Origin of the sequence: Gramella jeungdoensis, assembly GCF_023805255.1 — a bacterium.
Taxonomy (GTDB): Bacteria; Bacteroidota; Bacteroidia; order Flavobacteriales; family Flavobacteriaceae; genus Christiangramia; species Christiangramia jeungdoensis.
Genome location: NZ_JAMSCK010000002.1, coordinates 711,754 through 736,790 on the forward strand (window position 1 = coordinate 711,754; position 25,037 = coordinate 736,790).

General features: G+C 36.1%; 25 protein-coding genes. 16 read left to right on the top strand and 9 right to left on the bottom strand.

The genetic code is table 11. The features are described from left to right. Positions 1-232 precede the first annotated feature (232 nt). Positions 233-940, bottom strand: coding sequence for an ABC transporter ATP-binding protein (locus NE848_RS07310; protein ID WP_252111964.1), 708 nt, complete (start codon positions 938-940; stop codon positions 233-235). Between the two features lie 100 nt (positions 941-1,040). On the opposite strand from NE848_RS07310, the gene NE848_RS07315 reads away from it, so the two are divergent. Both NE848_RS07315 and NE848_RS07320 read left to right on the top strand, forming a co-directional pair. Then, positions 1,041-1,760, top strand: coding sequence for a glycosyltransferase family 2 protein (locus tag NE848_RS07315; RefSeq protein ID WP_252111967.1), 720 nt, complete (start codon positions 1,041-1,043; stop codon positions 1,758-1,760). A 2-nt stretch (positions 1,761-1,762) separates the two neighbouring features. Continuing rightward, positions 1,763-3,046, top strand: coding sequence for an ArnT family glycosyltransferase (locus NE848_RS07320; protein ID WP_252111969.1), 1,284 nt, complete (start codon positions 1,763-1,765; stop codon positions 3,044-3,046). Here NE848_RS07320 and NE848_RS07325 read toward each other — a convergent pair. Genes NE848_RS07325 through NE848_RS07340 form a run of 4 tightly spaced genes read right to left on the bottom strand, consistent with a single transcriptional unit; the run spans position 3,033 to position 6,157 of the window. Continuing rightward, positions 3,033-3,848: an O-methyltransferase gene (locus tag NE848_RS07325; protein WP_252111971.1), complete on the bottom strand. Its 816-nt coding sequence runs from the start codon at positions 3,846-3,848 to the stop codon at positions 3,033-3,035. The genes NE848_RS07320 and NE848_RS07325 overlap by 14 nt on opposite strands. A gap of 37 nt (positions 3,849-3,885) precedes the next feature. Continuing rightward, positions 3,886-4,131 carry a four helix bundle protein gene (locus NE848_RS07330; protein WP_341482781.1) on the bottom strand — a complete coding sequence of 82 codons (246 nt, stop codon included), beginning with the start codon at positions 4,129-4,131 and terminating at the stop codon, positions 3,886-3,888. Then, a complete protein-coding gene (locus NE848_RS07335) occupies positions 4,107-4,238 on the bottom strand; it encodes a four helix bundle protein (protein ID WP_252111973.1) in 132 nt (43 codons plus the stop codon). Before NE848_RS07335 ends, NE848_RS07330 begins: the two co-directional genes overlap by 25 nt. A gap of 53 nt (positions 4,239-4,291) precedes the next feature. Next, on the bottom strand, positions 4,292-6,157 hold the full coding sequence (locus tag NE848_RS07340; protein ID WP_252111975.1) for an ABC-F family ATP-binding cassette domain-containing protein: 1,866 nt from the start codon (positions 6,155-6,157) through the stop codon (positions 4,292-4,294). Between the two features lie 467 nt (positions 6,158-6,624). Here NE848_RS07340 and NE848_RS07345 point away from each other — a divergent pair, with 467 nt between their 5' ends. Both NE848_RS07345 and NE848_RS07350 read left to right on the top strand, forming a co-directional pair. Continuing rightward, a complete protein-coding gene (locus tag NE848_RS07345; protein ID WP_252111977.1) occupies positions 6,625-7,413 on the top strand; it encodes a polysaccharide biosynthesis/export family protein in 789 nt (262 codons plus the stop codon). Next, complete coding sequence (locus NE848_RS07350) at positions 7,414-9,882, top strand: polysaccharide biosynthesis tyrosine autokinase (RefSeq protein ID WP_252111979.1); 2,469 nt, start codon at positions 7,414-7,416, stop codon at positions 9,880-9,882. 8 nt (positions 9,883-9,890) lie between these two features. Here NE848_RS07350 and NE848_RS07355 read toward each other — a convergent pair whose 3' ends face one another. Then, positions 9,891-10,637 carry a hypothetical protein gene (locus tag NE848_RS07355; protein ID WP_252111981.1) on the bottom strand — a complete coding sequence of 249 codons (747 nt, stop codon included), beginning with the start codon at positions 10,635-10,637 and terminating at the stop codon, positions 9,891-9,893. 170 nt (positions 10,638-10,807) lie between these two features. On the opposite strand from NE848_RS07355, the gene NE848_RS07360 reads away from it, so the two are divergent. Genes NE848_RS07360 through NE848_RS07370 form a run of 3 tightly spaced genes read left to right on the top strand, consistent with a single transcriptional unit; the run spans position 10,808 to position 13,347 of the window. Beyond that, positions 10,808-11,668 carry an ABC transporter permease gene (locus NE848_RS07360; protein WP_252111983.1) on the top strand — a complete coding sequence of 287 codons (861 nt, stop codon included), beginning with the start codon at positions 10,808-10,810 and terminating at the stop codon, positions 11,666-11,668. A gap of 2 nt (positions 11,669-11,670) precedes the next feature. Beyond that, positions 11,671-12,486 carry a polysaccharide pyruvyl transferase family protein gene (locus NE848_RS07365; protein ID WP_252111985.1) on the top strand — a complete coding sequence of 272 codons (816 nt, stop codon included), beginning with the start codon at positions 11,671-11,673 and terminating at the stop codon, positions 12,484-12,486. A gap of 12 nt (positions 12,487-12,498) precedes the next feature. Then, positions 12,499-13,347, top strand: a complete 849-nt coding sequence (locus tag NE848_RS07370) for a class I SAM-dependent methyltransferase (RefSeq protein ID WP_252111988.1) — start codon at positions 12,499-12,501, stop codon at positions 13,345-13,347. Positions 13,348-13,360: 13 nt separating this feature from the next. Here the strand turns inward: NE848_RS07370 and NE848_RS07375 are convergent, their stop codons facing one another. Next, positions 13,361-14,254, bottom strand: a complete 894-nt coding sequence (locus NE848_RS07375) for an alpha-1,2-fucosyltransferase (protein WP_252111992.1) — start codon at positions 14,252-14,254, stop codon at positions 13,361-13,363. Positions 14,255-14,421: 167 nt separating this feature from the next. Here NE848_RS07375 and NE848_RS07380 point away from each other — a divergent pair, with 167 nt between their 5' ends. The 9 genes from NE848_RS07380 (at position 14,422) to NE848_RS07420 (ending at position 23,352) form a co-directional block, all read left to right on the top strand. Beyond that, the gene (locus NE848_RS07380; protein WP_252111995.1) at positions 14,422-15,396 is read left to right on the top strand and encodes a glycosyltransferase family A protein; all 975 of its coding nucleotides are present in this window, start codon (positions 14,422-14,424) and stop codon (positions 15,394-15,396) included. Positions 15,397-15,624: 228 nt separating this feature from the next. Beyond that, positions 15,625-16,374 carry a class I SAM-dependent methyltransferase gene (locus NE848_RS07385; RefSeq protein ID WP_252111997.1) on the top strand — a complete coding sequence of 250 codons (750 nt, stop codon included), beginning with the start codon at positions 15,625-15,627 and terminating at the stop codon, positions 16,372-16,374. Further along, a complete protein-coding gene (locus NE848_RS07390) occupies positions 16,371-17,642 on the top strand; it encodes an ABC transporter ATP-binding protein (RefSeq protein ID WP_252111999.1) in 1,272 nt (423 codons plus the stop codon). The genes NE848_RS07385 and NE848_RS07390 overlap by 4 nt, the downstream gene beginning before the upstream one ends. Before the next feature lie 16 nt (positions 17,643-17,658). Then, positions 17,659-18,603: a sulfotransferase family protein gene (locus NE848_RS07395; RefSeq protein ID WP_279343996.1), complete on the top strand. Its 945-nt coding sequence runs from the start codon at positions 17,659-17,661 to the stop codon at positions 18,601-18,603. Between the two features lies 1 nt (position 18,604). Then, positions 18,605-19,717, top strand: coding sequence for a GDP-mannose 4,6-dehydratase (gmd, locus tag NE848_RS07400; RefSeq protein ID WP_252112001.1), 1,113 nt, complete (start codon positions 18,605-18,607; stop codon positions 19,715-19,717). Between the two features lie 61 nt (positions 19,718-19,778). Further along, on the top strand, positions 19,779-20,717 hold the full coding sequence (locus NE848_RS07405; RefSeq protein ID WP_279343997.1) for a GDP-L-fucose synthase family protein: 939 nt from the start codon (positions 19,779-19,781) through the stop codon (positions 20,715-20,717). Between the two features lie 4 nt (positions 20,718-20,721). Then, entirely contained in the window at positions 20,722-21,558 is an 837-nt protein-coding gene (locus tag NE848_RS07410) for a glycosyltransferase family 2 protein (protein ID WP_252112003.1), read from the top strand. A 10-nt stretch (positions 21,559-21,568) separates the two neighbouring features. After that, positions 21,569-22,414 (top strand): glycosyltransferase family 2 protein, encoded by an 846-nt coding sequence (locus NE848_RS07415; RefSeq protein ID WP_252112005.1) that lies wholly within the window; start codon positions 21,569-21,571, stop codon positions 22,412-22,414. A gap of 5 nt (positions 22,415-22,419) precedes the next feature. Further along, positions 22,420-23,352, top strand: a complete 933-nt coding sequence (locus NE848_RS07420) for a glycosyltransferase (RefSeq protein ID WP_252112008.1) — start codon at positions 22,420-22,422, stop codon at positions 23,350-23,352. A gap of 17 nt (positions 23,353-23,369) precedes the next feature. Here the strand turns inward: NE848_RS07420 and NE848_RS07425 are convergent, their stop codons facing one another. Next, complete coding sequence (locus NE848_RS07425; protein ID WP_252112010.1) at positions 23,370-24,248, bottom strand: alpha-1,2-fucosyltransferase; 879 nt, start codon at positions 24,246-24,248, stop codon at positions 23,370-23,372. Position 24,249: 1 nt separating this feature from the next. Next, a complete protein-coding gene (locus NE848_RS07430) occupies positions 24,250-24,987 on the bottom strand; it encodes an FkbM family methyltransferase (RefSeq protein WP_252112013.1) in 738 nt (245 codons plus the stop codon). Between the last annotated feature and the right edge of the window lie 50 nt (positions 24,988-25,037).

The window sequence follows — 25,037 nt, forward strand, 5'->3', positions numbered from 1 at the left end:
AATGACTTATATTAGGTACAATATAGGAAAGATTATGTGAAGTTCAAAGTTCATTGTTGGAAGCTTGGATTGTTGGATGGTTGGAGCCTTAGATGTTGGATTATCGGATTTTGAATGATGAATTTTTTAAAAAGGCCTTCTTAAAATTAGACTTAAATTCTCAAAACTCAAAACTCAAAACTCAAAACTCAAAACTCACAACTCACAACTCACAACTCACAACGGCCAATGCCTACTGCTCCTGAAAACTGCCTACAGATTTCTTTTCGTCACTAGCCACGGTACCATCCATTAGTCGGATGATCCGATGCGCATGCTTAGCAATATCCTCTTCGTGTGTTACAAGAATAACTGTATTTCCTGCTGCATGTATCTCATCGAAAAGGTTCATGATCTCCACTGAGGTTTTTGAATCCAGGTTTCCTGTTGGCTCGTCAGCAAGAATAATTGAAGGCTTATTGACAAGTGCCCGACCAACAGCAACGCGCTGTCTTTGCCCACCCGAAAGCTGGTTAGGTTTGTGGTCCATACGGTCCCCAAGTCCTACGCTTCGAAGCACTTCTTTTGCCCTGTCAATTCTATCTGTTTTGGAAGCTCCTGCATATACCATAGGTAAAGCCACATTATCCAGCGCCGTGGTTCGTGGAAGCAGGTTGAACGTCTGAAATACAAAGCCTATTTCTTTATTTCGTATTTCGGCAAGTTCATCATCACTCATCTTACTAACATCCTTGCCATTTAGAACATAACTGCCCGATGTAGGCGTGTCCAGGCATCCCAGGAGGTTCATCAGTGTGGATTTTCCGGAACCCGAAGGTCCCATAAAAGCAACATATTCTCCTCGCTCTATATCAAGATCAATTCCTTTTAAAACTTTAACTACTTCCTGGCCCAGGGGAAAATCCCTGGTAATATTTCGGATCTCGATTACTTTGCTCATTCAGACTGAATTTTCACTTGTATGACGTGAATTTAGTTTTTTTGTTACAAACAAATTATCTTTCAGCAGAATTCTTAGATTTACATTCAAAACTAACCGATTGACCAGAAAACTCTCAATTCTTATTCCTGCCTATAATGAAGAAGATACCATTCTTGAGATCCTGAATGTTCTTAAAGATTTGGACCTGGGTCTTGGATTAAAAAAGGAAATAGTTATAGTTGATGACTGTTCTACTGATTCTACCAGATCTATCATAAATCAATTCGTTGAAGATAATCCAACTTCAGATGTTCAGATATTCAATCAGGAAGTTAACCGCGGTAAGGGTGCCGCATTACATAAGGCCATAGAACTTTGTACAGGAGATATAGCGATTATTCAGGATGCCGATCTCGAATATGATCCTGAAGAATATATCAATCTTTTGAAACCAATTTTAAAAGGTAAGGCAGATGTTGTTTATGGCTCAAGATTCATGGGAGGCTATGCTCATCGAATTTTATTTTTCTGGCATTCTATCGGGAATAAATTCCTGACTACATTGAGCAATGCTTTTACTAACCTTAACCTGACCGATATGGAGACCTGTTATAAGATGTTCAGGACTGATATTTTAAAAAGTCTGGATCTGAAAGAAAAGCGTTTCGGCTTTGAACCGGAAGTTACGGCTAAGGTGAGCAGAATCCCAGGGATCAGGATCTATGAAGTAGGAATTTCCTATTATGGCCGGACTTACGCTGAAGGGAAGAAGATCAATTGGAAAGATGGTATGAGGGCTTTATGGTGTGTTTTTAAATACAATACATTTTCAAGATAGAAATGTCAAGGATAAAGACACTTATCATAATTGGTTTAAGCTTTGTGATACTGACGGTCCTGGGTTATAATTTTCATGTTGCAAATAGTTTGAAATATGATTTTGGAGGTGACGCTTCAGATTTTATTCATTTAGGTTTAACTCTAGCCAAGACCGGGAAATATGGTCATCTCGATCTATCACATACAGATTTAGTTCAGGGTTTTAAAAATGGAAATCATAAAACAAAAACTTATAAGTTTTCTGGTCACTCTACCTGGCGGCCGCCAATTTGGCCTGCGATCATTGCTTTTTGTTTCCTTATTTCGGGATATTCTTTAGGTTTTCTAGTCGCATTTAAAATTTTATTGCATTTACTGGGGGGGCTGTTCTTTTACAAAACCCTTGAATATTTTACAAAACGAGTAATATTTATATATGCTGGAGTTTTTTTGTATCTGGTGAATCCGGCATGGCAAATATATTCCCGGGTCTTTCTCTCTGAGCCTATAACCCTTTTTTTTATGACCCTGTTCATCTGGTCTCTGGTCAGATATTTAAAAGAAGGGAAGTTGCTTTGGGCCAATGGAATATTTGGAGGTATTCTGATACTTGCTCACCCATATTATATTTTCCTTCCATTTTCATTATGGTTCTTTCTTTTTTTATATAAGAGGGTGAGCCTGAAGAATACTTTGCTGCTAGCAATATTTACTGTTTGTATAGTATCAATTTGGGTTATTAGGAATTATATCATTCTTGATGGCAATAAAGCTGTGATAACCACCTCCTCGGGAGCAGTGATGGCAAAAGGCTGGAATCAGGATGTACCCGATTTACATACAAATACAAAAGGAGATCTGGCTGATGAATCACTTGTTCTGCAGACTTTTGATTATGATAAATCGGATTATAGAGGTGAAGTAGGAGGGATGATGCTTTATCGGGATGCAACGATAAATTTTATAAAATCAAATCCAGACCTAATACTTCCAATTATTTTTAAAAAACTAAAGAGCGCTTTTAATCCTTTTCCAGAAACCCCAAGGCCGGGAATTTTGGAGACAGGTAGAGTGATCTTTCAGGTATTGGCTCTGGTAGCTGCCTTATTTTTATTGCTCAGAGGGTCAATTATAACAAAAGCTATGGTTTTGGGGCTGTTTCTATCTACAGCTTTGATTACTATCATCACCTATTCAGGTTTCCGTTTTCGTATGCCTCAAACAAGTCTGGAGATTATGTTTATCATTTTGGCTGTGAATTTTCTGATACAAAAATATAGAGCAGTTCAAATCAAACCCGAATAGTAAAATCCTGCTTTGCCTGTTCCTGTCTAAAGAAGACCAACCCCCATTTATAGGTGTCGATTGTAACCCGGACTTCAGGATGTTTTTTGATCTCTTCCCAGGCCTCTTCCATTCCCGGTGACCAGTGTATATCATCGAAAATAAAGACTGAATCGTTATGGGTAGTAGGTAATAATTCTTCGAAGTATTTCAGGGTCGCATCTTTCTGATGATTCCCGTCAAATAATACCATGTCGAATTTTTGAGTTCGGGGTTCGGAGTTCGGAGTGGTTCGTTCGAAGTTTGTGGTCGACGTGATTAGAGAAAGAGCACTGTCAAACGAATCGTTTACTAATCGAATATTAGTCATTTCATATTTTTCGAATTGCATTTTTGCAATATTCGCTGTTTCCTTACAGCCTTCAATGGTGGTAAGTTCTGTCTGTTTATTGGCAGCAATAGCTGCAGAGGCAATTCCCAGTGAAGTTCCAAGTTCCAGAGCGTACTCAATATTGAGATATTTGGTAAGCCTGAATAATAATTTAGCCCGGTGAAGTGTAATACCAGCATTTTTAGCGATCGCAAAAACCGGTCTTACATCTGATTTGAAAACCCGACTTCCTGCCCCAAAGTCGGTTACCTTTATTTTTTGCCTGTTCCTTAAAAGATTATTTCTGTAACTTTTTATCAAAGCATATTCAGGATGAGAGGTCTTATCATAAAAACATTTTGTCACCAGATCATAGATAAAAGGGGAGTGCAGGCCATGCTGGTTCTGGCTCCGAGAGAGGAATTTCAGGTATGATTTTAATTCGAAAAACATGTTCTATGTTGTGGGTTATGGGGTGTGCGTTAGATTTTTATCTCCATTCTTTTTCAACATATTTGATGAAAGTATAGATTTTTGCACCAAGAATTTCATATTTCTCTTTAAGTGGTCGAATTTCTGAAATGTCATATAGTTGATCTATCATCTCTAGCTGAGATAAACATTCCAGTAGTGAGGCATGTGAGTAAACTAGATATTTTATGAAATCCTGTTTATAGTTTCTTCTGCCGTATCCTTCTACGATATTGTCTTTTATGCTTTTTGAAGATCTCCGAATCTGACTTCCCTGTTCTCAAATTTTGGAAGTTTCATCGAGACTTTATGCACTTCTAATGCATACTGAAAAGCAAGATTATAAGTATCGAGATCTTTATAAGATTTCATAATGTAATATTATAACTATTAACAGACAACTCACAACTCACAACTGAGAAAGTCTAACTCTCCATTTTTTCCATCAGCTCAAAATAACGCATGGTTTTTTCTTCAATTTCATCCTCAACCGATTGCAACTTCACGGAAGCTTTTTTGATCTCATCTCCGCCCAGGTCTTTTAAGAACTCTTTCTGAATTTCTTCTTTTTCCTTTTCTAGTTTAGTGATTTCCTTTTCCAGTTTTCCGAATTCTTTTTGCTCTTTATAGCTTAGTTTTGAACCGGTGGACTCGTCGCGCCAGGTGTTATCTTTGGCTTTCTTTTCAACTGGTTTAGGCTCCGAATTTTTTTTGCTTTCAGAATACTCCCTGTAGTCGGTATAATTCCCGGGGAAATCTGTTATTTCTGCTTTGCCCTCAAAAACAAAAAGGTGATCTACGATCTTATCCATAAAATAACGGTCGTGGGATACAACGATAACGCAACCTGGGAAATCCAGTAAAAAATTCTCCAGCACGTTCAGCGTCAGAACATCCAGATCGTTGGTGGGTTCATCCAGAATTAGGAAATTGGGATTCTGAATAAGCACCGTACATAGATAAAGTCTTTTCTTTTCCCCACCGCTTAGTTTTTCAACATAATCATATTGCTTCTTTCGGTCGAATAAAAACCTTTCCAGTAATTGTTCGGCAGAGATTTGCCTACCTTTTTTAAGTGGAATATAATCGCCGAATTCCCTGATGACTTCAATTACTTTTTGCCCTGGTTTTATTTCGATTCCTTTCTGGGTATAGTAACCAAACTTTACGGTTTCGCCCACCACAATTTTCCCTGTGTCGGGTTTCAGATTGCCTGTGAGCATATTCAGGAAAGTGGATTTCCCGGTGCCATTTTTCCCAATGATCCCCAGTCGTTCCCCTCTTTTAAAAGTATAATCAAAATTCCGGATCAGCTGTTTACCTCCAAGTTCCTTGGAGATATTATGAAGTTCCACGATCTTACTTCCGAGGCGTTCCATATTCAGTTCCAGCTGGACCTTATGATCTTTCCGGCGCTGACTTGCCCTGTGCTTTATTTCGTGAAAATCATCGATACGCGATTTGGATTTCGTAGTTCTGGCCTTCGGCTGCCGGCGCATCCACTCCAGCTCCTTTTTGTATAGTTGCTGAGCCTTGTCGGTATTGGTTTGGTCCAGTTGATGCCTTTCTTCCTTTTTATCAAGATAATAGGAATAATTTCCTTTATACGTATACAGTTTACCTTCTTCCAGTTCTATGATCTCATTACAAACCCTTTCCAGAAAATAACGATCGTGAGTGACCATGAAAATTGTGAAGTCTTCTTTTCTGAAATATTCTTCCAGCCATTCTATCATATCCAGGTCTAGGTGGTTGGTAGGCTCATCCAGGATAATGAAATCTGGTTTCTTTAATAGCATTCTGGCCAGAGCCAGTCTTTTTTTCTGTCCGCCGGAAAGATTCTTTACTTCTGCATCCAGATGCTCAAGGTTTAGCTTGAATAAAATCTGCTTATAAGTAGTTTCAAAATCCCAGGCATTATTGCTTTCCATCTCATCCATGGCTTTCTGAAGAGCATCGGCATCCTCAGGATTCCTTAAGGCCTTTTCATAGTTCTCGATGATCTTAAGGGTAGGGTTATCACTTGAGAAGATAGTCTGTTCTATGCTAAGATGTGGATCAAGGTTCGGTTCCTGTGAAAGAAAGGCGACCCTTATATCATTTCGGTAGATCACCTTGCCCTCATCGGGAGCATCAGCGTCTGAAAGGATATTCAATAAACTCGTTTTGCCGGTCCCATTTTTTGCGACAAATCCAACTTTCTGGCCTTCATTTATACCAAAGGAGACATTGCTGAAAAGCTCGCGCTCTCCATAAGATTTGGCTATATTTTCTACTGAAAGGTAGTTCATACTATTAGTTCGTAGTCTGTAGTTCGTAGTTCAGAGTCAAAAGTACGAATTAACAGCGATCAGTAAACAATATGCAATACTCAGTAAACAAATTTTCAGTTTGAGCTTCGGAGTTGTGTGTTATGGGTTGTCTGTCATGATTTTCCAAAAGCTGGATAGTATTGCCATGTTGAGCCTGTCGAAGCATGGGCATATTTATACTATTAATAAGCAATGAAAGGTTCTAAATGCTGAGATGCTGAAACAAGTTCAGCATGACGAATTTAATATTTAGTTTGAGCGTCACCCTGAATCTGTTTCAGGCTATTTAACCCACAACCCACAACCCACAACCCAACACGCACAACGAAAACGCAAAACCGCTAACTCTCCACTCTCCACTGCAGACGATGAAATCATAAAATTCCCGGATTATTTTATTATTAGCCTGTAAAAACTATATTTGTTAAAACTATGTGAAGCCCCCTATGCGATATAGATCATTACTGTTTTTATTCGCTACCCTGCTAGCCTTAAGTTCCTGCGTGTCTACCAAGCAAATGTCCTATCTTCAGGAACATGAGGAAGAGGTTGACAGTATCATTAAGGTTGAAAGATTACGCCAGCCTTATCGAATCCAGGTAGGGGATCTGCTAAGTATAAGGGTTAAGGCTCTGGATCAGGAACTGGTAGGGATGTTCAATCCCGTGGGAGAAGCCAATCCAAATGCAACTACCGAGGAAGCGGTTTATTTTGATGGGTTTACAGTAGATGATCATGGAAATATCAGGGTTCCCACCATGGGCGAGATCAATGTACTTGGTTTTACAGAAAAGGAGGTACGGGAAAAGATAGAACAGAAATTACTGGATGAATATTTTAAAGAAGAAGCAAATATATTCGTTACAGTTAAATTGGCCGGGATACGTTATACTACGCTTGGGGAGATAGGTCAGGGTAGCCAGGTTGTTTATAAAGACCAAGTTACTATTATGGAAGCAATTGCTAATGCCGGAGGTATAAATGATTATGGAGATCGTGAAAATGTCCAGATCATCAGACAATATCCACAAGGGGAAGAAGTTCATACTGTAGACGTTACAGATATAGATATTATGAAAAGTCCGTACTATTATATCCAGCCTAATGATATGATCGTGGTAAATCCATTGCCAAGAAAAGCTCTGGGACTGGGAACTACAGGACTTGAAGTTTTTAGAACAGTGTCCAGCCTTATTGTTTTAGCTACTTCAATTTATTTCCTAACTACAAGATAAATGGCGCATGAAGATGATCACATATCAGATGTAGGCTCAACCTTCGATTTTAAAGGTTTTATTCTTAAGGTTATTAGCTACTGGAAGTTAATACTGCTTTCAGTAGGAATAAGTCTTGCAGTAGCCTATTATAATAATGTGCGTAAATTACCTGTATATAGGCTGGGGAATACCATATCAATTAAAGATGACCAAAATCCTTTTTTTACCTCCAACACCAGTCTGACTTTTAACTGGGGAGGAACTTCCGATAAGGTTAATACAGCTATTACTATTTTAAGGTCTCGTACACATAATGAAGAAGTTGTGGAGAAGCTGCAATTCTATATTAACTATTTAGAGGATGGGGAGTATCAAAGAGTAGATGCTTATGGTAAAACGCCATTTAGGATAGTGGCGGACACTGCCGCTTTTCAAGCCAATAATGTGACTATGAATATTAGCTTTATAGATGAGCTTACTTTTAATATTAAAGCTAAAATTCCAGAAAATCTCTCCAGAACTAATTATAAAACTAAAGAAACTGATAGTCGTATTGTAGAGACCAGGGATTTTGACAGGAATTTTAAAGTTGGGGAACATATAGTTCTTCCATTTTTCTCAGGTTATTTTCAAAGAACCGGACAACCCCTCCAGGTAGGAAAGGTCTTTTATGTGAATTTCACACCCTTTGATGGAGCTGTAGGAAGATATAGAAGCGTGAATGTGTATCCAGAGTCCCAGGGTTCTTCTGTACTCAATTTAAATCAGACCGGGCTAAATAAAGCCAGGATTGTTGATTATCTGAATGGTTCGGTAGCCGTGCTTAGTGAGAATATGCTGGAAAGGAAGAACCTTTTTGCCACTAAGACCATTAGATTTATAGATAGTAGTTTGGCAGTGCAATCGGCAGCACTGAAGGAAGTGGAGCAGGAGCTTAATGATTTTAGAAATGAGAATTCTATACTTAATATTTCAGCAGAAAGTGGAGAATTATCCAGCAAATTAGCCAATCTTGATATTCAGAAGGAGGATATTAAAAGGCAGCTTTCTTATTATGATAATTTAGAAACCTACCTTCAAACCCGTGATGATTATTCGAATGTTCCCGCTCCCTCTGTTGCAGGAATAAATGAAAGTAGTATTGCCGGAGGGGTGGGAAAGATCATTGAACTTGCTGAGGAACGTAGTAATTATCAGTACACATTAAAAGAAAACTCTCCTGTATTTGATGATATAGATCGACAGATTAACTCTGTTAAATCTATTCTTTTGGAAAATATTCAGTCTTCAAAGGGACTTTTAAGGACTGAACTTAATGATATTAACCGCCAGATGGGGCAGCTGGAGACTGAAGTTAAAAAATTGCCTCAGGAGGAGCAGGACCTGTTAAAGATTCAAAGAAAATATAATTTAAACCAGGGCACTTATAATCTATTTCTGGAAAAGCGAAGTGAGGCAGGGTTGATCAAGGCTGCGAATGTAAGTGATGTGTTGATAATTGATAAAGCTAAAGATACTGGTGGTGGAAGAATTGGTCCGGATACTCAGCTAAATTATGTAATGGCGGTCATGATTGGAGGTATAATCCCATTGACATTCGTTTTTCTACTGGTATTTCTAAATACAAATATTCATAATGCCCAGGAGATTACCAGACTTTCACCTATCCCTATTCTAGGACTTATTGGAAGAAACAAACTGGATTCAAATCTAGCGGTTTTTAATTCCCCAAAATCTTCTATAGCAGAGAGCTTCCGGGGGTTGCGTTCAAGTCTGCAATTCATGTACAAAAGGCAGGGGGTTACAGGTTCTAAAACGGTATTGATTACCTCTTCAGTTTCCGGAGAAGGAAAAACCTTCTGTGCCATGAACCTGGCCACAGTATTTGCTTTAAGTGAAAAAAAGACAGTACTGGTTGGGGTTGACCTTAGGAAACCTAAGATATTTGATGATTTCGAATTGAATAATGATCTGGGTATCGTTAATTATCTAATTGACCAGGCATCCGCGAAAGAGATCATTCAGCAAAGTAAGATCCCTTATCTGGATGTAATTACTTCCGGTCCCGTTCCCCCCAATCCATCAGAATTGCTAATGACCGAAAAGATGAATTCTTTGGTGGACAGACTCAAGGAAGAATATGATTATATAATTCTGGATACACCCCCAATTGGAATGGTAGCCGATGCCCTGAATCTTGTTAAATATGCAGATGCAACCCTATACCTGGTTCGGCAGGATTATACAAAGCGAGGGATGCTGGAAACAATCAATGAAAAATATAAGAAGCAGGAAGTAAAGAATATAAGCTTTGTGTTAAACCATTTTGTCCACCGGGCTAAATATGGTTATGGATACGGTTATGGATACGGTTATGGATACGGTTATGGATATAACAGGTATGCTAAAGGCTATTATGGTGCTGCACCCAGTAGATGGGACCAATTAAAAATGTCCTGGAGAAAATTTATGAGAAACTTTGAGTAAGAAAATGGTTAGTTAGAACAATCTAATTCCTTATAGTTTTTCCTGAAGAATTCTAAAGATTTTTCTAATCCATTTTCTTTTCCTTGTTCAGTTCTCTTAAGAAATTTACGTCCATATTTCCTTATTTTTTGGGTTAATTTGTACCTTTTTCTGGCCAGGGTGTGGGACTTTAAATACTTTTCCCGCAGTATTCCTCCACTGTAGTGCTGAATATAACTTGTGGGGTCTAAATAATGATTGTTGTTCCATTTCTTAAAATCCAGAATCTCAACATCGGCATTATTTTTTCCGTAATGTATCATATGACCATTTTCATATAGAGCCTTATCTTCTTCAGGTACTTTTTTATGACGGTTGTCCAGAACAGTTTCTAGATAGGTATGGGCTTGAGGTGTATTTTTCAAAAATATCACTCCCGAATTTATTCTGCCTGAAAAACCATGGCACATAAATATATGTTTGGATGGCTTCTTCCTGAGAACCTCCACAAAAGAAGGAGCATGTTTTCTTATCTCACAATCGGCATCTACAAAGGCTATATAGTCATAATCACATGAAAGAGCTTCCCTTAATAAAAAAACTTTGAGCCAGGCTGCTTCGGCTGGAGCCAGAACATATGGAGATTTTTTTAAATTTATATACCCGAAATCAAATCTGGAACAATATTTCTTTTGTGACTCAATGCAATCTCTGAAAAGAGAAGCGTATCCGCCCAATGCGATCGAAAAGACCAGTACCCTATTTTTATTAGCCATAAACGTATTTCCTTACGTTACAAATATGAGAAAGATTTTAAAATTGGGAGGATCATTAAAATGTGATATGATTTTCCAGATAAATGTTAAAACATGAATTTATTTTTTCCTCTGGGATAAGGATTGTTCGGGTATTCTTTTAAATTCGTAGATCAAAGTAATTCTATAGTTTGAGCGATTCCAATTCTGACTGGTTATATGAGATCTCCCCCAAGCGGAAGCTGATCGATTTGAATTTCAAAGAGATATGGAGGTATCGTGATCTTCTTATCTTATTTGTAAAAAGGGATGTGGTTACTGTATACAAGCAAACCATTCTGGGTCCCTTGTGGTATTTTATACAGCCACTCTTTACTTCCATTATCTTTACCCTGGTTTTTAATAATATTGCCAGTATCCCCACAGGAAATATTCCACCATTTCTGTTCAATCTTACCGGAATAACTGCATGGAATTATTTTAACCAGTGTTTGAGCAGGACCTCCAATACTTTCAGGGCCAACGCCGGAATCTTTGGGAAGGTTTATTTCCCCAGAATTATTATGCCATTGAGTACCGTAATTTCCAATTTACTGAAGCTTGGGATACAACTTCTTATTCTTATAATCTTCTATCTTTATTATATATATCAAGGCTATGAAATTTCTCCTAATGCTTTATTGTTCCTTTTACCAGTGTATGTTGTTATTATGGCACTTTTAGGACTGGGATCGGGAATGATCATTTCTGCCTTTACCACTAAATACAGGGATTTGACAATCTTAGTGGGTTTCGCCACTTCTCTCTTATTATATATATCAGCAGTTCCTTATCCTTTAAGTGAAGTGACACAAAAAATGCCGGAATATGCGTGGATAGTAGAAGGGAATCCGCTTACTCATGTGATTGAAGGTTTTAGGTATATTATACTGGATACAGGAGTCTTTAATTTATATACCCTTTTATATCCACTGTGTTTTGCGATAATTTTATTTCTTACTGGCCTGATAATTTTTAATAAGACCGAGAAAAACTTTATAGATACGGTATAGTGATGGGAAGAAACAGAGAAAAGATACCTTTGTTTTGGTGGAGCGAAATAAAATTCCTTTTTAAGGAAAAGGAAAATTATGGGGATTTACTTTCTGCATACATAGTAGAAAAAGTATCGGGTAAGGAGGTGAAATGGGTGAACCCCAGAAAGAAATGGTTTCAAAAAACGCGCTTGAATTATCTGGCGGCAGGCAGTATTATCCATCATGCTAATAGCAAAAGCATTGTATGGGGAAGTGGAATTATTAGCTGGAATATTGATTTAAAACCAGCCGATTATAGACTGGTAAGAGGTCCGGAAACATATAGGAAAATTAAGGAGGCGGGTATGGATTGTCCCAAAATGTATGGTGATCCCGCCCTGGTTCTTCCGAAATTCTTCAGACCTAAAGTTGATAAGCAATTTAAGTTAGGAATTATTCCTCATTATAATGACTATATGATTGTCAATGACATGTACCAGAATATGACAGATGTTAAAGTGATAGATTTAATGACACTAGATATCGAAAAAACTACACGGGAGATACTGGAATGTGAGCATTGTATCTCTTCCTCTCTTCATGGAATTATTGTATCACATGCGTATGGCATACCGACAGTATGGGTGAAATTTTCAGATAATGTATTCGGGGATGATATAAAATATCGTGATTATTTTCAGTCGGTAAAGATTCCCCAATATTCTCCCTTAAGAATGGAAAAAATGATAGCTAAAAAAGATATCATTAATTTTATCAATAATTCTCCTTCCAGGATTTCAGAGGAAATTTTAAGGACAGTTCAGGATGATATTATAAATACAGCCCCTTTTTAAAAAGGTTTATATATGAAGGAGTATGAGCAAAATCAGCAGAAGAATAAGGAGCATTACGAAAAGGTATATGCAAATTATAATTTGAATAATATTCTTTACTGGTTAAACAATCTTGAGGGTTATCTCGACTTCGTAACCAATTATGAAACCAGCTGGTCTGCTCTCTATCAAAATGATTTTAGAAACAGAATAAAGGGGAAAAAGGTGCTGGAAATGGGCTGTGGAGATTGCAATAACGCTGCAATTATGGCTGCTCTTGGAGCACGAGTCTATGCGAATGATATTGCCAGTACAAGCGGAAAAATTGTAGAACAACTTAATGGATCCTTCGATTTTTCACATCCAATCGTCTTTGTGGAAGGCGATTTTTTGAATAACGATTTGGCTTCAGGTTCTTTCGATTTTGTAATAGGAAAAGCTTTTTTACATCATCTTAGCCTCCCGGTAGAACGGGAGTTCCTTAAAGAAACAGCTAGACTGTTAAAAACTGATGGAGAGGCCCGTTTTTTTGAACCTGCGGTAAATTCAAAATTGCTCGATGAGTTAAGATGGTATATCCCTATTGGAAACCGACCTTCAAAATTCAGGGGAGAAGCCTTTAGAAAATGGAAGGAAGAGGATCCTCATCCCGATAGGTCATTCAGTTCAGCCCATTTTAAGAAAGCCGTAAATGAATTCTTTGAAGAATGTCTAATAAAACCTGTAGGGACATTGGATAGATTTAGAAATCTGATAAAAAACAGGAAGTGGAACGGGAGGTATGCAAAGTGGGCACTTAAAAACGAGCAAAAACTTCCACTTTTTTTAAATAGTAAATTTGCGCGGAGCCAATTGATAGTAGGTAAGTTACCATTAAAATAAAAAAATGATAACTTCAAATCCCTTTAGCTAATAGTTTGTTTATTCGATTTTTAAGTCCGTTGGTTTTGTTTTTTAAAAACTTTCGAAAAAGATAAGTATCTCCTTTTAAGGCCATCTTGATATATTTTAAAGGAATTGCTTTTTTTCTATGGTCAAAAACTTTCCATCTCTCGGGAAAGTAGTCTCTATCATCAAATTGAACATATTTCGTATTTCTATGATTCTTTACGGGTCTTACTATAACAGAATGCTCTTTTTCTCCAAGCCAGGCCTGCCACCAGGAAAATGTAGAATTGCTAATGATAAAATGATCACAATGTGAGCTAATGATAAGTTGTTCAAACGGCCCATGGTTTTTCAGAAAATATGCATTTGGGAGATGTCCAAAATGAAATTTACAATAATCTATCTCGTCACTAGTGAAGATTAGTTGAAAATCCCTCCAGTCTGGAAAGAATTTTAAGAGCGCTAGAAAATAGTATTTATAGGAAAGTTGAAAATATAAAGGGTGATTTACGAAATCCCCTCTTCGCACGCTGATTAAAATTGTTTTTTTCTCAAATAATGTTTTGAAGCTATTTAAAAGTTCATTTTCTATTTTCGGATGAAAGGCAAGCAGGTTCCGAACTCCTTTATCAAAATACTTCTCTGTTTGTAACCATGCATTTAAATCATAATTACCAGTTTTAAGATTCCATTTATGATAATAAAAATGTTCTTCAAAAACTTCGTTGTAAGCTAGGGATGGGTTTATTTCAGGTAATTGATTTTTGAGAAAGCCGGAATATTCCCAATCAGGAAAGCCGTATTTTTGTTTGTTCTCCGCAGCGATTCCTGCGGTAGAAGCTATTTGAAACAACTGGTTTCCCAGATTTCCTTTTTTTCCTAGTTTGGAAAAGATAATCATGTTAGCAATAGCTTTTTATTTTTTAAAAAGTAGGTTAAAGTTATAAGGGTGTGCTTTAGTGCAATTTAAAATTAATTAGGATATTTGGAAGTGAAAATATATTAAGTGAAATTTTGCCTATTAAACAGGAATTCAATTTTTTATTTTCTGACCTATTAAATAAACCTATGATAAGTAATTCGGAACCTTTAGTAAGTATAATTGTTCCAAATTATAATCATTCACCTTACCTCAATGAAAGATTAAATAGCGTCTTTAATCAAACGCTTCAGGACTTTGAAGTTATATTGTTGGATGACGCCTCCGATGATGGTAGTTCGGAAATTCTTAAATTATATTCATCAAATCCTAAGGTAAGTTATTGTCTAATAAATAAGGAAAACAGTGGCTATCCATTTAAGCAATGGAATAAAGGTTTGAATTTGACAAAGGGAAAATATATTTGGATTGCGGAAAGTGACGATTATGCGGACCTTGATTTTCTGGAAAAAATGGTGGGGTTTCATTCTAAATATAAGGATCTGGCTCTAGTCTTTTGTCAATCTCACCGGATAGATTCTACTGGGAGGATAAATGGCAGTTGGATTAAACATACTTCAGATTTTCAGAGTAAGATTTTTATGGAAGATTTTATTATGGATGGAAACTTATTCATTGAAAATTATCTTATCCATAAAAATGTAATTCCTAATGTTAGTGGAGTGATTTTTAAAAGAGATAGTTTGCAAAAAATACTCCCTCTAGAAATTAAGCCCTATTTTCGTTTGATCGGAGACTGGTATTACTATATTCAATTGCTCTGCAATTCCAAAGTGGGTTTTTTTTCGGAGCCTATAAATTATTTTAGAGAGCATTCTTTAAGTGTGATCGCAAGAGCTGGTCGGGAGAACCATAGATATAGAATTGTGAAAATGGAATTCTTGGGAAGAAAGAAAATGATGAAGTATATTTCAGAATGCCGACCTTGGAATTTAAAGAGCATCAAAAAAGCATGGCGAATAAGAACTGAAAAGTTAAATTATGAGTTGATCATATATCGATTAAAAAAAGGTGATATACTAAACTTTATGATACAATTTATTTTCAATCCAAAATTTGCAAAACACTTAATAACTAATCTTAAAAACGGTTTGATTAAATAGTTTGATGATGGAGGTGGTGCAGTTAGTTTCGTCCAATGATTAGAATTGGGAGAGATATTGGTAGGTTCGGGAAAGTGAAAAAAGTTATGAAAATAGTAATAATTAGAACTATTTAAATACATTGAGAAAATGAATTATAATATCGTATAATAAAAATTACATATTATATAATATTTGGAATATATGCATAACTCTAATAATATCTCATCTGTAAAAAATCAGGAATCATTGAAACAAATTTTTGAGTTACATGAAGGTAGATGTATAGATAAGTGGGAACATTATTTTGAAATTTATGATTTCTGGTTTCAAAAATACCGCGGCAAAGAGGTGCATATTCTCGAAATTGGTGTGTTTCAGGGAGGATCTTTACAAATGTGGAAGAAATACTTTGGAGAGAATGCCAGAATTTATGGAATAGATATTAATCCTGATTGTAAGCAATTCGAGGAAGAAAATATTAAGATCTTTATTGGTTCCCAGGAGGACAGAAATTTCCTAAATGATTTAAAACAGAAACTTCCGAAGGTAGATATTTTAATAGACGATGGAGGACATACCATGAATCAACAAATAATTTCTTTTCAGGAACTTTTTGATCATGTGAAATCTGATGGAATTTATTTGTGTGAGGATCTACATACCTCTTACTGGCCTAATTATGGCGGTGGTTATAGAGAGAGTAAAACTTTTATCGAATATAGCAAAAACTTAATTGATCATATAAACGCATGGAATTCCAGAGAAGATAACTTCAGGCCGACTGAGGTTACGAAATCTACATATGGCTTGCATTATTATCCAAGTATGCTCATAATTGAAAAAAGACTTATGCAAAAACCAATGTCAGTCACCAATGGTTCATATGTTTTAAAAATTAAGGACTTTCCTTATCCAGATTTTAAACTTTCTCTTATTAAAAGAATTATCAACCGTATAAAGCGATCTTTTAGAAAACCAAATTACAAATTAAAATGAGCATTATTTTAACAGCGGATAATATCTCAAAGCAATATCGTCTTGGGGAGGTAGGGGTCGGTACTATAGGTGACGATCTAAAACGCTGGTGGTATAATATAAGAGGAAAGGAAGATCCGTTTCTAAAGGTAGGTGCCATGAACGATCGTCGAGCTATGGCCGATCAAGACTATGTATGGGCTTTAAAGGATATAAGTTTTGAGGTAAAACAAGGTGAAGTTTTGGGAATTATAGGAAAGAATGGAGCCGGTAAATCTACCCTTTTAAAGCTTTTATCCCGGGTTACTTCACCTACTACTGGTGTTATCCGTACAAAAGGGCGTATTGCTTCATTACTGGAGATCGGGACGGGTTTTCATCCTGAGTTAACAGGGAGGGAGAACATTTTTATGAATGGAGCTGTTCTTGGAATGACCCGCGATGAGATAAAATCTAAACTTGACGAGATCATAGCCTTCTCCGGCTGTGAAAAATATATAGACACCCCGGTAAAGAGATATAGTAGTGGTATGACTGTAAGGCTGGGCTTTGGCGTTGCTGCTCATCTGGAACCCGAAATCCTGGTTATAGATGAGGTTCTTGCAGTTGGCGATGCCGAATTTCAGAAAAAAGCAATAGGTAAAATGCAGGATCTTTCTACAGGAGAAGGCAGAACTGTTCTTTTTGTAAGTCATAATATGGGAAGTATCCAGCAATTGTGTTCAAGAACCCTGGTGTTAGAGAATGGAAAACTTTCATTTACTGGAGATGCTAAAGACGGTATTGATTTCTATTTAAATTCAGGTATTCAAAGATCCAGGGAGTTATTATCAACCAGAGAGGACCGCCATGGCAGTGGGGAGTTTAGGTTTTCAACTATTAATGTGTCCATCCCGGAAGGTGGGGTAATGAGTACCCTCCTTTCAGGAGAGACATATAATTTTGAGATCACTTACAAGGTTAATGTTGACCTTTATTCGGTCCAGATCAGACTTATGTTTATGGATAACAGGGGCATCGTAAGGTTTCTTTGTAACAATGAATTCTCATCTAAGGCACAAAATCTTATGAAAACAGAAAGAGGTACAATTGTTTGTACAGTCCCAAAATTTCCTCTGCCTAATGGAAGATACTCTATTCGGCTAACTTGTTTTTCCTCTGGTCACATAATCGATGATATTGAAAATGCCTTTGAATTTGAAGTAGCAGGAGGGAATTTTTTTGGAACTGGAAAAGAACAGGGATTGAAAGAGGGCGTTTTGGTTCCAAATTCCTTTACTTTTTCCTAACATAAATTTCAAAATTTTGAAAGAGGAAAATCTAATATTCATAATATCTCTTCCCCGGAGCGGTTCGACATTCTTGCAGGCTTTACTTTCCAATAACCGCGATACAAATACCTGTAGCGAATCTTGGATACTACTTAATTATGCTAATCAAATTAAACCGTCTTTAATTCATTCAACTTTTGATAATAATTTGGCGAAAGACGCTTTTGAGGAATATTTGAACAAGCACAATGATTTTAATTTTCTCGAACATCAGAAAAAATTTCTCCTTGACCTATATCAGCCATTGGGGAAAGGTTATAGATATGTTATTGATAAGACGCCAAGATACTGGGAAATTCTTCCTGAAATTAGGGAGCTTTTTCCCAAAAGTAAAATTATTGTAATAAAGCGAAACCCAATTGAAGTAGCTCGTTCTATTTTTAAGACCTGGAACGTGGAACAAATGCAGGCTCTCACGGCCTATAAAAGAGACTTACTTTTTGGACCGGGACGTATAACTGAATTTGAGAAAAATAATAAGGATAATTCTAGGAATTACTTTCTCCGGTATGAGGATCTTTTAAATAATACTGAATCTGTAGTCCGAAATTTGTATTACTGGATGGATGTCACATTTACAAGTGATATCTTGAAGATAAATAATAATGTAAAGTACAAGGGGAAATTTGGGGATCCTTACCTGAATTCTAATAAGGATTATCAGAAGATTAAGGCTGAATCCAGGATTCTGGAATTGTCAAAGCTCCAAATGGAATTTCTCGATGGATATGCCAATTTTTTAGGACCTGAATTCTTAATGGAATATGGAGAATATAAATATGATATGGGAACAGCAAAAAAAACTTTGGCGTTTTCTCATTTTATTCATCTTAATAATAATCAATTTGAAAATTATAACTTTAAGGAAAGAATGAAGGCTGTTATAAAGGAGAAAATTTTTAGGTTATTGAATAAATAATATGAAAAAAGCACTGATTACTGGAGTTACGGGTCAGGATGGAGCTTATTTAGCCGAATTTCTCCTGGAAAAGGGATATGAAGTCCATGGCATAAAAAGACGGTCCTCTTTATTCAATACCAACAGGATAGACCATTTATACCAGGATCCTCATGAAAAGGATCTACGGTTCAGGTTGCATTACGGGGATTTGAGCGATTCCATGAACCTTACCAGGATCATCCAGGAGGTGCAACCCGATGAGATCTATAATCTTGGAGCCATGTCCCATGTTAAGGTAAGCTTTGAAACTCCAGAATATACTGGAAATGTAGATGGTCTCGGAACCCTTAGGTTACTGGAGGCAGTACGTTTACTGGGCTTAAGCAAAAAAACCAAGATATATCAGGCCTCTACGTCAGAACTCTATGGGAAAGTACAGGAAATACCACAAAATGAGAATACACCCTTTTATCCAAGAAGTCCCTACGGAGTTGCCAAACTATATGCATACTGGATCACAGTGAATTACAGGGAAGCATATAATATGTTTGCCTGTAACGGAATACTTTTTAACCACGAATCGCCTATTAGGGGCGAGACCTTCGTAACAAGAAAGATTACTCGGGCTGCTGCACGAATAGCCCTGGGAATGCAGGATACTTTATTTCTTGGGAACCTTGATGCCCGAAGGGACTGGGGACATGCGAAAGATTATGTGCAAGCCATGTGGTTAATGCTACAGCAGGATGAGCCGGATGATTATGTGATCGCGACTGGTATAACTACTTCTGTAAGAGAGCTGGTGGTTAAGGCATTTGCAGAACTTGGAGTTGAGCTTGAATTTAAAGGAAAAGGTTTGGAGGAAACAGGAAAAGTAATATCCTGTTCCAATCCTGAGTTCCAGTTGGAGAAAGGAAAAGAAGTGATCAAAATAGATCCGGATTATCATCGGCCTACTGAAGTAGATCTGCTTATAGGAGATGCCTCAAAATGCAGAAAAAAACTTAAATGGTCACCCAAGTATTCATTTACGGACCTTATAAAAGAGATGGTGGAAGCCGACCTGAAACTTTTTGAGAGGGAGAAGTATTTAAGGGATGGCGGGCACGACACTCTGAATTATAATGAATAAGTTTTAAGTGAAAAGTGAAAAGTGAAAAAGTGAAGAGTGAATAGTAATAGATAGTGATATTTTGGAAAAAGGATCAAAAATATATGTAGCGGGACATACCGGGATGGTAGGATCGGCGCTGGTCCGAAAACTAGAAGGAGAAGGTTTTTCGAATCTTGTATTAAGAACTTCAAAAGAACTCGACCTTACCGATCAGAGGGCAGTTGCAACTTTTTTTGAAAATGAAAAACCGGAATACGTATTTCTCGCAGCGGCAAAAGTCGGAGGAATTGTTGCTAATAATACATTCAGAGCGGATTTTTTGTATGAAAACCTGATGATTCAGAATAATGTGATTCATCAGAGTTACTTACATGGAGTAAAAAAACTTCTGTTCCTGGCTTCCTCCTGTATCTATCCGAAAATGAGTCCCCAGCCCATAAAAGAAGAATATTTGCTTAGTGGAAAACTTGAACCCACGAATGAACCTTATGCTATCGCTAAGATTGCGGGTGTGAAGATGTGTGAGAATTATAATCTGCAATATGGTTGTAACTTCATATCGGTAATGCCAACAAATCTTTATGGTCCGAATGATAATTACGACCTTAATACCTCGCATGTTCTTCCTGCATTGCTTCGAAAATTTCATGAAGTGAAGATTGATCATGAAAGAACCGGTCACAGTAAGCCGGTTGAACTTTGGGGGACAGGGGAACCCAGACGTGAATTTTTACATGTGGATGATCTGGCAGAAGCTTGTTATCACCTCATGCAAACTTATGATGGAAATATTAGTTTAAATATAGGAACAGGAAACGATCTTTCAATAAAGGAACTTTCCGGGATTATAAGAAAGATTGTTGGATTTAAGGGGGAGGTTATTTGGAACAGGGATAAGCCTGATGGAACCCCAAGAAAACTTCTGGATGTTTCTCGTATCAATTCCCTGGGATGGAGTTATAGTATTGAGTTGGAAGAAGGAATAACCAGGGTTTATAAAGATCATTTCCTAAAATAAAAAAATGACCACACAGCCCCTTATATCTATTATTACTGTTAACCTGAACAATTTGGAAGGTCTGCGAACCACTGTTAATAGTGTTTTGGCCCAGAAGTATAAGAATTTTGAATATTTAGTAATTGATGGAGCATCAAATGATGGGAGCAGGGAATTCCTTGAAAAGCACAATGAACAAATTGATTATTGGATAAGTGAGGAAGATCTTGGTATTTATAATGCTATGAATAAGGGGGTTAAAAAAGCCAATGGGGTTTATTTATTATTTTTAAATAGTGGTGACCATTTTTTTGATAACGAGAGCTTAAAAAAAAACTATGGCTATTTAAAGGTCCAGGATATAATATATTTTAACCTTGTAATGGTAAAGCAAGGTGTGAGTGAAATTGCCATTTATCCCAAAAATCTTCGTTTTTCTCATTTTGTAGAAGATACTTTGCCTCATCCTGCTACATTTATTAAAAAAACACTTTTTGACAAACTGGGATTTTATGACGAAAGCCTTAAGATAGTATCGGATTGGAAATTTTTTATTAATAGTATATGTAAGTATAATAGCTCCTATTTAAAAATTGATGAGACTTTGTCAGTCTATTATTTAGATGGTATTAGTTCTAGTGTTAAAAATGAAAAATTAATTAAAGAAGAAAGACAAAAAGTTTTAAGTGATGATTTTTCTCCATTCATGGAAGATTATCGCGAATTAATGAAGGCAAGAGCTTCTCTGAATTCTAGCAGATATAAAATGTGTACTGAACTTCAGAAAAATTTCCTGGCACGTAAGATTAATAATTTTATGCTTCGGATATTAATCGGTAAAAAATCAGGAGACTCAAAATGATAAATTCACCATGCAAAATCCCTTGGTATCCATAATAATTCCCACGTACAACCGGTCAGAACTTATACTACAAACCTTAAAGTCGGTGGTGGGTCAATCTTTTCAAAATTGGGAATGCCTTGTTATTGATGATGGATCTACTGATGCTACAAAGGAAACGGTACTTTCGATTAAAGATGAACGTATTAGGTATTTTTACAAAGATCACGGAGAAAGAAGCCGGGCCAGGAACTTTGGCCTGGACCATGCAAAAGGGGCATATATCCAATTCCTTGATTCGGATGATCTATTGGATGAAAGAAAACTTGAACTTTCGGTCTCAAAATTAGAACCGTCAGGTAAACAATTGGTGGTCACCAATTTCAAAATGTTTAAAAATAAAGGAGATGAATTATTACCTCCATATTGTGAGCTAAATGAAGATCGGCTTACATTTGATAGTATTTTGAATGACTGGGATGATGTCTTTAACATTCCAATTCATTGCGGATTATTTGACCGCTCTACTTTACAAAACTTTAGATTTCCTGTCGAGCTGGATTCCAAAGAAGACTGGTTTTTATGGCTTCACGTAACTCAACAAAATGTTGAAGTAAAATTTATAGATGAGTCTTTGGTTTATAATCGCACTCCTTTCTCAAACTCAGATGTAGAACTTAATGATGAACATGAAAATGAAGTGTACCGGATACTGGCAAATTATATAGCTATTGATAAATTAATCGAATTTTACCATTGTCAACTCGAGAAAAAAAATCACAAAATCTTGCAGCTTGAAAACTCTCTAAAAAATTTAAGGAATACTCGAAGTTATAGAATAATAAGCATTTTAAAAGGATTCCTCAATAAAAAGTAAACCATATGGAACCTACAAATATTAAGGTTTATGCTTTGATATTAAATTATAACACGGCAGAAGAGAGTATTAAGCTTTATAATAACCTGGCAGATTTTTCATTTTATTTTCTGAAAATACTTATTATCGATAATGCATCGAATAATAACGATATAAATAGACTCAAAGAACATATTCCGGAGGATCAGCTGATTCTTAATAATAGTAATCTGGGTTATGCAGGTGGTAATAATGTTGGTTTAGATATAGCGCTCAAGAATAATGCGGATTATGTTTGGCTTCTAAATCCGGATATAAGGGTTGATGTACATGCTCTTCCTTTATTAATTGAAACTTTTGAAGAAAATGACATGCTGGCTGCTGTTGGTCCAAGGATAATCAGAAGGGAGAATAGGGAAAGAATCTTCACCGATGGCGATTATATTTTAATGGATGAAAATTGCAGTACCATACAAAAAAACTTTAATAAGCCGGTGGCTGAAGTTGGAAGGGAAATTAATTTTGAAGTAGATTATATAGATGGTAGCTGTGTGATGTTCAGTGCCGACGCACTGAAAAAATTAGGAAGGTTGCCTGAAGAATATTTTCTTTATTTCGAAGAAACCGACTGGTGTTTTAACGCAAGGTCTCATGGATGGTATTTAGGGGTGAATACCTTTGCTGTGGTTTATAATAAAACAAGTAAGAAAAGAGAAAACTTCCACTATTATTTTAACCGCAATAAACTGATTTTTTCTAAAAAATACCATCCTAACTATAAACAAGTTAGAAATTACTATATCAAAGAAATCTTTAAAGAGTTTATAAACTGGTTAAAGCATGGCCGGTTTCGACCATTTTTCAAATATTATGTAAAAGGAGTGCTTGCTGGAATATATAGAAATTGTTTCGTTTCCAGAGTTTTAGATAGAATCAATTTTTCTATTAATTCCCGGTAGTTAAGCGGATCTCCTATTTATAATTGTATCCAGCCTTTTGGGATAAGATCTGAAATATTGAAATTTTGCTTTGCAAACCATTTTTTTGGAGCAATGACCAGTTTTTCAGAATTCTTATTTAACCAGGCGCTCCACCAGCTATAGGAACTATTGGCGATTATATTGTGCTTGCATGTTTTCATTAAGAACATGTCTATCCATGCTTCTTCAGATGTATTTTCAATAAAAGTCTTTTCGCAGGCAAACTCCTTAAATTCATTTCTTACCCATTTTGGATCATCTGAAAAGAAAAAGAAATGTGGATTTTCAATTTTTTCTTTCAGAAATTCAATTGCTTTTTGGTAATAAGATCTATTACAGTTTCCGTGAAATTCCTGGGTAAGCCTGTTTTGCACATAATCGCCCCGTCTTATATGAACTGCTACAGAATTAACAGCTTTAATTTCCTGTAAATAAGATTTATTTATACTGTTTAATGTATGCGATGGAAAAGAGAAGATTTCATCTATTAAATTCTCGTAACCTTTAAAATATAAATAACTCTGAAAGTATCCAGAAAGGTATATAGGGGGCTGAAAGTTTAATACATTCTCATTATAACCAAATTTCTTTTCCATGAAGATCCTAGGATAATTGATTCCCATTTTTCTTTTTATCTTGCTTAAAATAGTTGGACTAAAAAAAAGATCAATCTTCGCTTTATCAGCAAATTTGTATGTATTAGGAAAAACATCTAATTCAAAACTTCTAGCAGTAAGACCAGAGATTTTAGATTCCTGCCTAAAAAAACGATTATCAATAAAAAGATCTGTCCCTTCTTTTTTTTCTATAATTCTGCCAAGGGCATATTGGAACATTTGATTTCCGAGACCACCTTTCAGTTTTATACAGATCATATCAGTTTTTTTGCCAGAATTCCTTTTTAACAAATATGGAGTTGATGTTGGTATCTGCATACAGAATATATCCCTTTTCCTCAATATACTTAACCAAAGTAAGGTTCTTTTTACCTTTGCCGGATGTTGAAAATGAAATTGTTTCTATGCAAATTACAATGGGAAAATTGGAAATAAAGTCTATTTGGTTTATTATTTGTTCTTCCATGCCTTCAGCATCAATATTTAAGAATTGTGGGAATTTCCCATTTGCATAGTTTTTTAAAATATCTCCAATAGTTCTTACCTCAATTTTCTTAATCTCCTTGATTTTAAAATTGCCTTCCGTTGAATATCTCTCTGCTTCATTTTTTGAAAAGGTATTTAAGGTTGCTGAGGAAATAATGTAAAAATCCAATAAATCATTAGTCCCTCCAATGCCAATGTTAAGATTGGTGTCTTCTTTACGGTGTATAGGAAATTTCTGAAATAAATAAGGATCAGGTTCAATATTTATGCCTCTTGAACCATTTTTGTAAAAAAGAGCAGTATTACTGATAAAAAAGGGATGATGGGCTCCTATGTCTAAATAGGTTGGTTTTTTTATGCCTATATAATCAAATATAAATTTTACTATCAGATCTTCCCCACTTTGAGAATAGGATATTTTCCTATTACTAAGGTCTTCTCTATTGCAAAAAGTAGTAATGTATAATTGTTTAAAACTTGTTTTTATTTTTTGGATCATTTTTCCTTCCATTCAATCATGGATTTTGGAATAAAATAAAACAAATTAATTTAAAATATTAA

Coding starts and splice junctions, on each gene's coding strand:
- NE848_RS07345 (WP_252111977.1), top strand. CDS start 6,625: ATGCGATATAGATCATTACTGTTTTTATTCGCTACCCTGCTAGCCTTA.
- NE848_RS07430 (WP_252112013.1), bottom strand. CDS start 24,987: ATGGAAGGAAAAATGATCCAAAAAATAAAAACAAGTTTTAAACAATTA.
- gmd (WP_252112001.1), top strand. CDS start 18,605: ATGAAAAAAGCACTGATTACTGGAGTTACGGGTCAGGATGGAGCTTAT.
- NE848_RS07335 (WP_252111973.1), bottom strand. CDS start 4,238: ATGAAATCTTATAAAGATCTCGATACTTATAATCTTGCTTTTCAGTAT.
- NE848_RS07410 (WP_252112003.1), top strand. CDS start 20,722: ATGACCACACAGCCCCTTATATCTATTATTACTGTTAACCTGAACAAT.
- NE848_RS07365 (WP_252111985.1), top strand. CDS start 11,671: ATGGGAAGAAACAGAGAAAAGATACCTTTGTTTTGGTGGAGCGAAATA.
- NE848_RS07340 (WP_252111975.1), bottom strand. CDS start 6,157: ATGAACTACCTTTCAGTAGAAAATATAGCCAAATCTTATGGAGAGCGC.
- NE848_RS07415 (WP_252112005.1), top strand. CDS start 21,569: ATGCAAAATCCCTTGGTATCCATAATAATTCCCACGTACAACCGGTCA.
- NE848_RS07310 (WP_252111964.1), bottom strand. CDS start 940: ATGAGCAAAGTAATCGAGATCCGAAATATTACCAGGGATTTTCCCCTG.
- NE848_RS07375 (WP_252111992.1), bottom strand. CDS start 14,254: ATGATTATCTTTTCCAAACTAGGAAAAAAAGGAAATCTGGGAAACCAG.
- NE848_RS07390 (WP_252111999.1), top strand. CDS start 16,371: ATGAGCATTATTTTAACAGCGGATAATATCTCAAAGCAATATCGTCTT.
- NE848_RS07425 (WP_252112010.1), bottom strand. CDS start 24,248: ATGATCTGTATAAAACTGAAAGGTGGTCTCGGAAATCAAATGTTCCAA.
- NE848_RS07370 (WP_252111988.1), top strand. CDS start 12,499: ATGAAGGAGTATGAGCAAAATCAGCAGAAGAATAAGGAGCATTACGAA.
- NE848_RS07355 (WP_252111981.1), bottom strand. CDS start 10,637: ATGGCTAATAAAAATAGGGTACTGGTCTTTTCGATCGCATTGGGCGGA.
- NE848_RS07350 (WP_252111979.1), top strand. CDS start 7,414: ATGGCGCATGAAGATGATCACATATCAGATGTAGGCTCAACCTTCGAT.
- NE848_RS07380 (WP_252111995.1), top strand. CDS start 14,422: ATGATAAGTAATTCGGAACCTTTAGTAAGTATAATTGTTCCAAATTAT.
- NE848_RS07420 (WP_252112008.1), top strand. CDS start 22,420: ATGGAACCTACAAATATTAAGGTTTATGCTTTGATATTAAATTATAAC.
- NE848_RS07325 (WP_252111971.1), bottom strand. CDS start 3,848: ATGTTTTTCGAATTAAAATCATACCTGAAATTCCTCTCTCGGAGCCAG.
- NE848_RS07320 (WP_252111969.1), top strand. CDS start 1,763: ATGTCAAGGATAAAGACACTTATCATAATTGGTTTAAGCTTTGTGATA.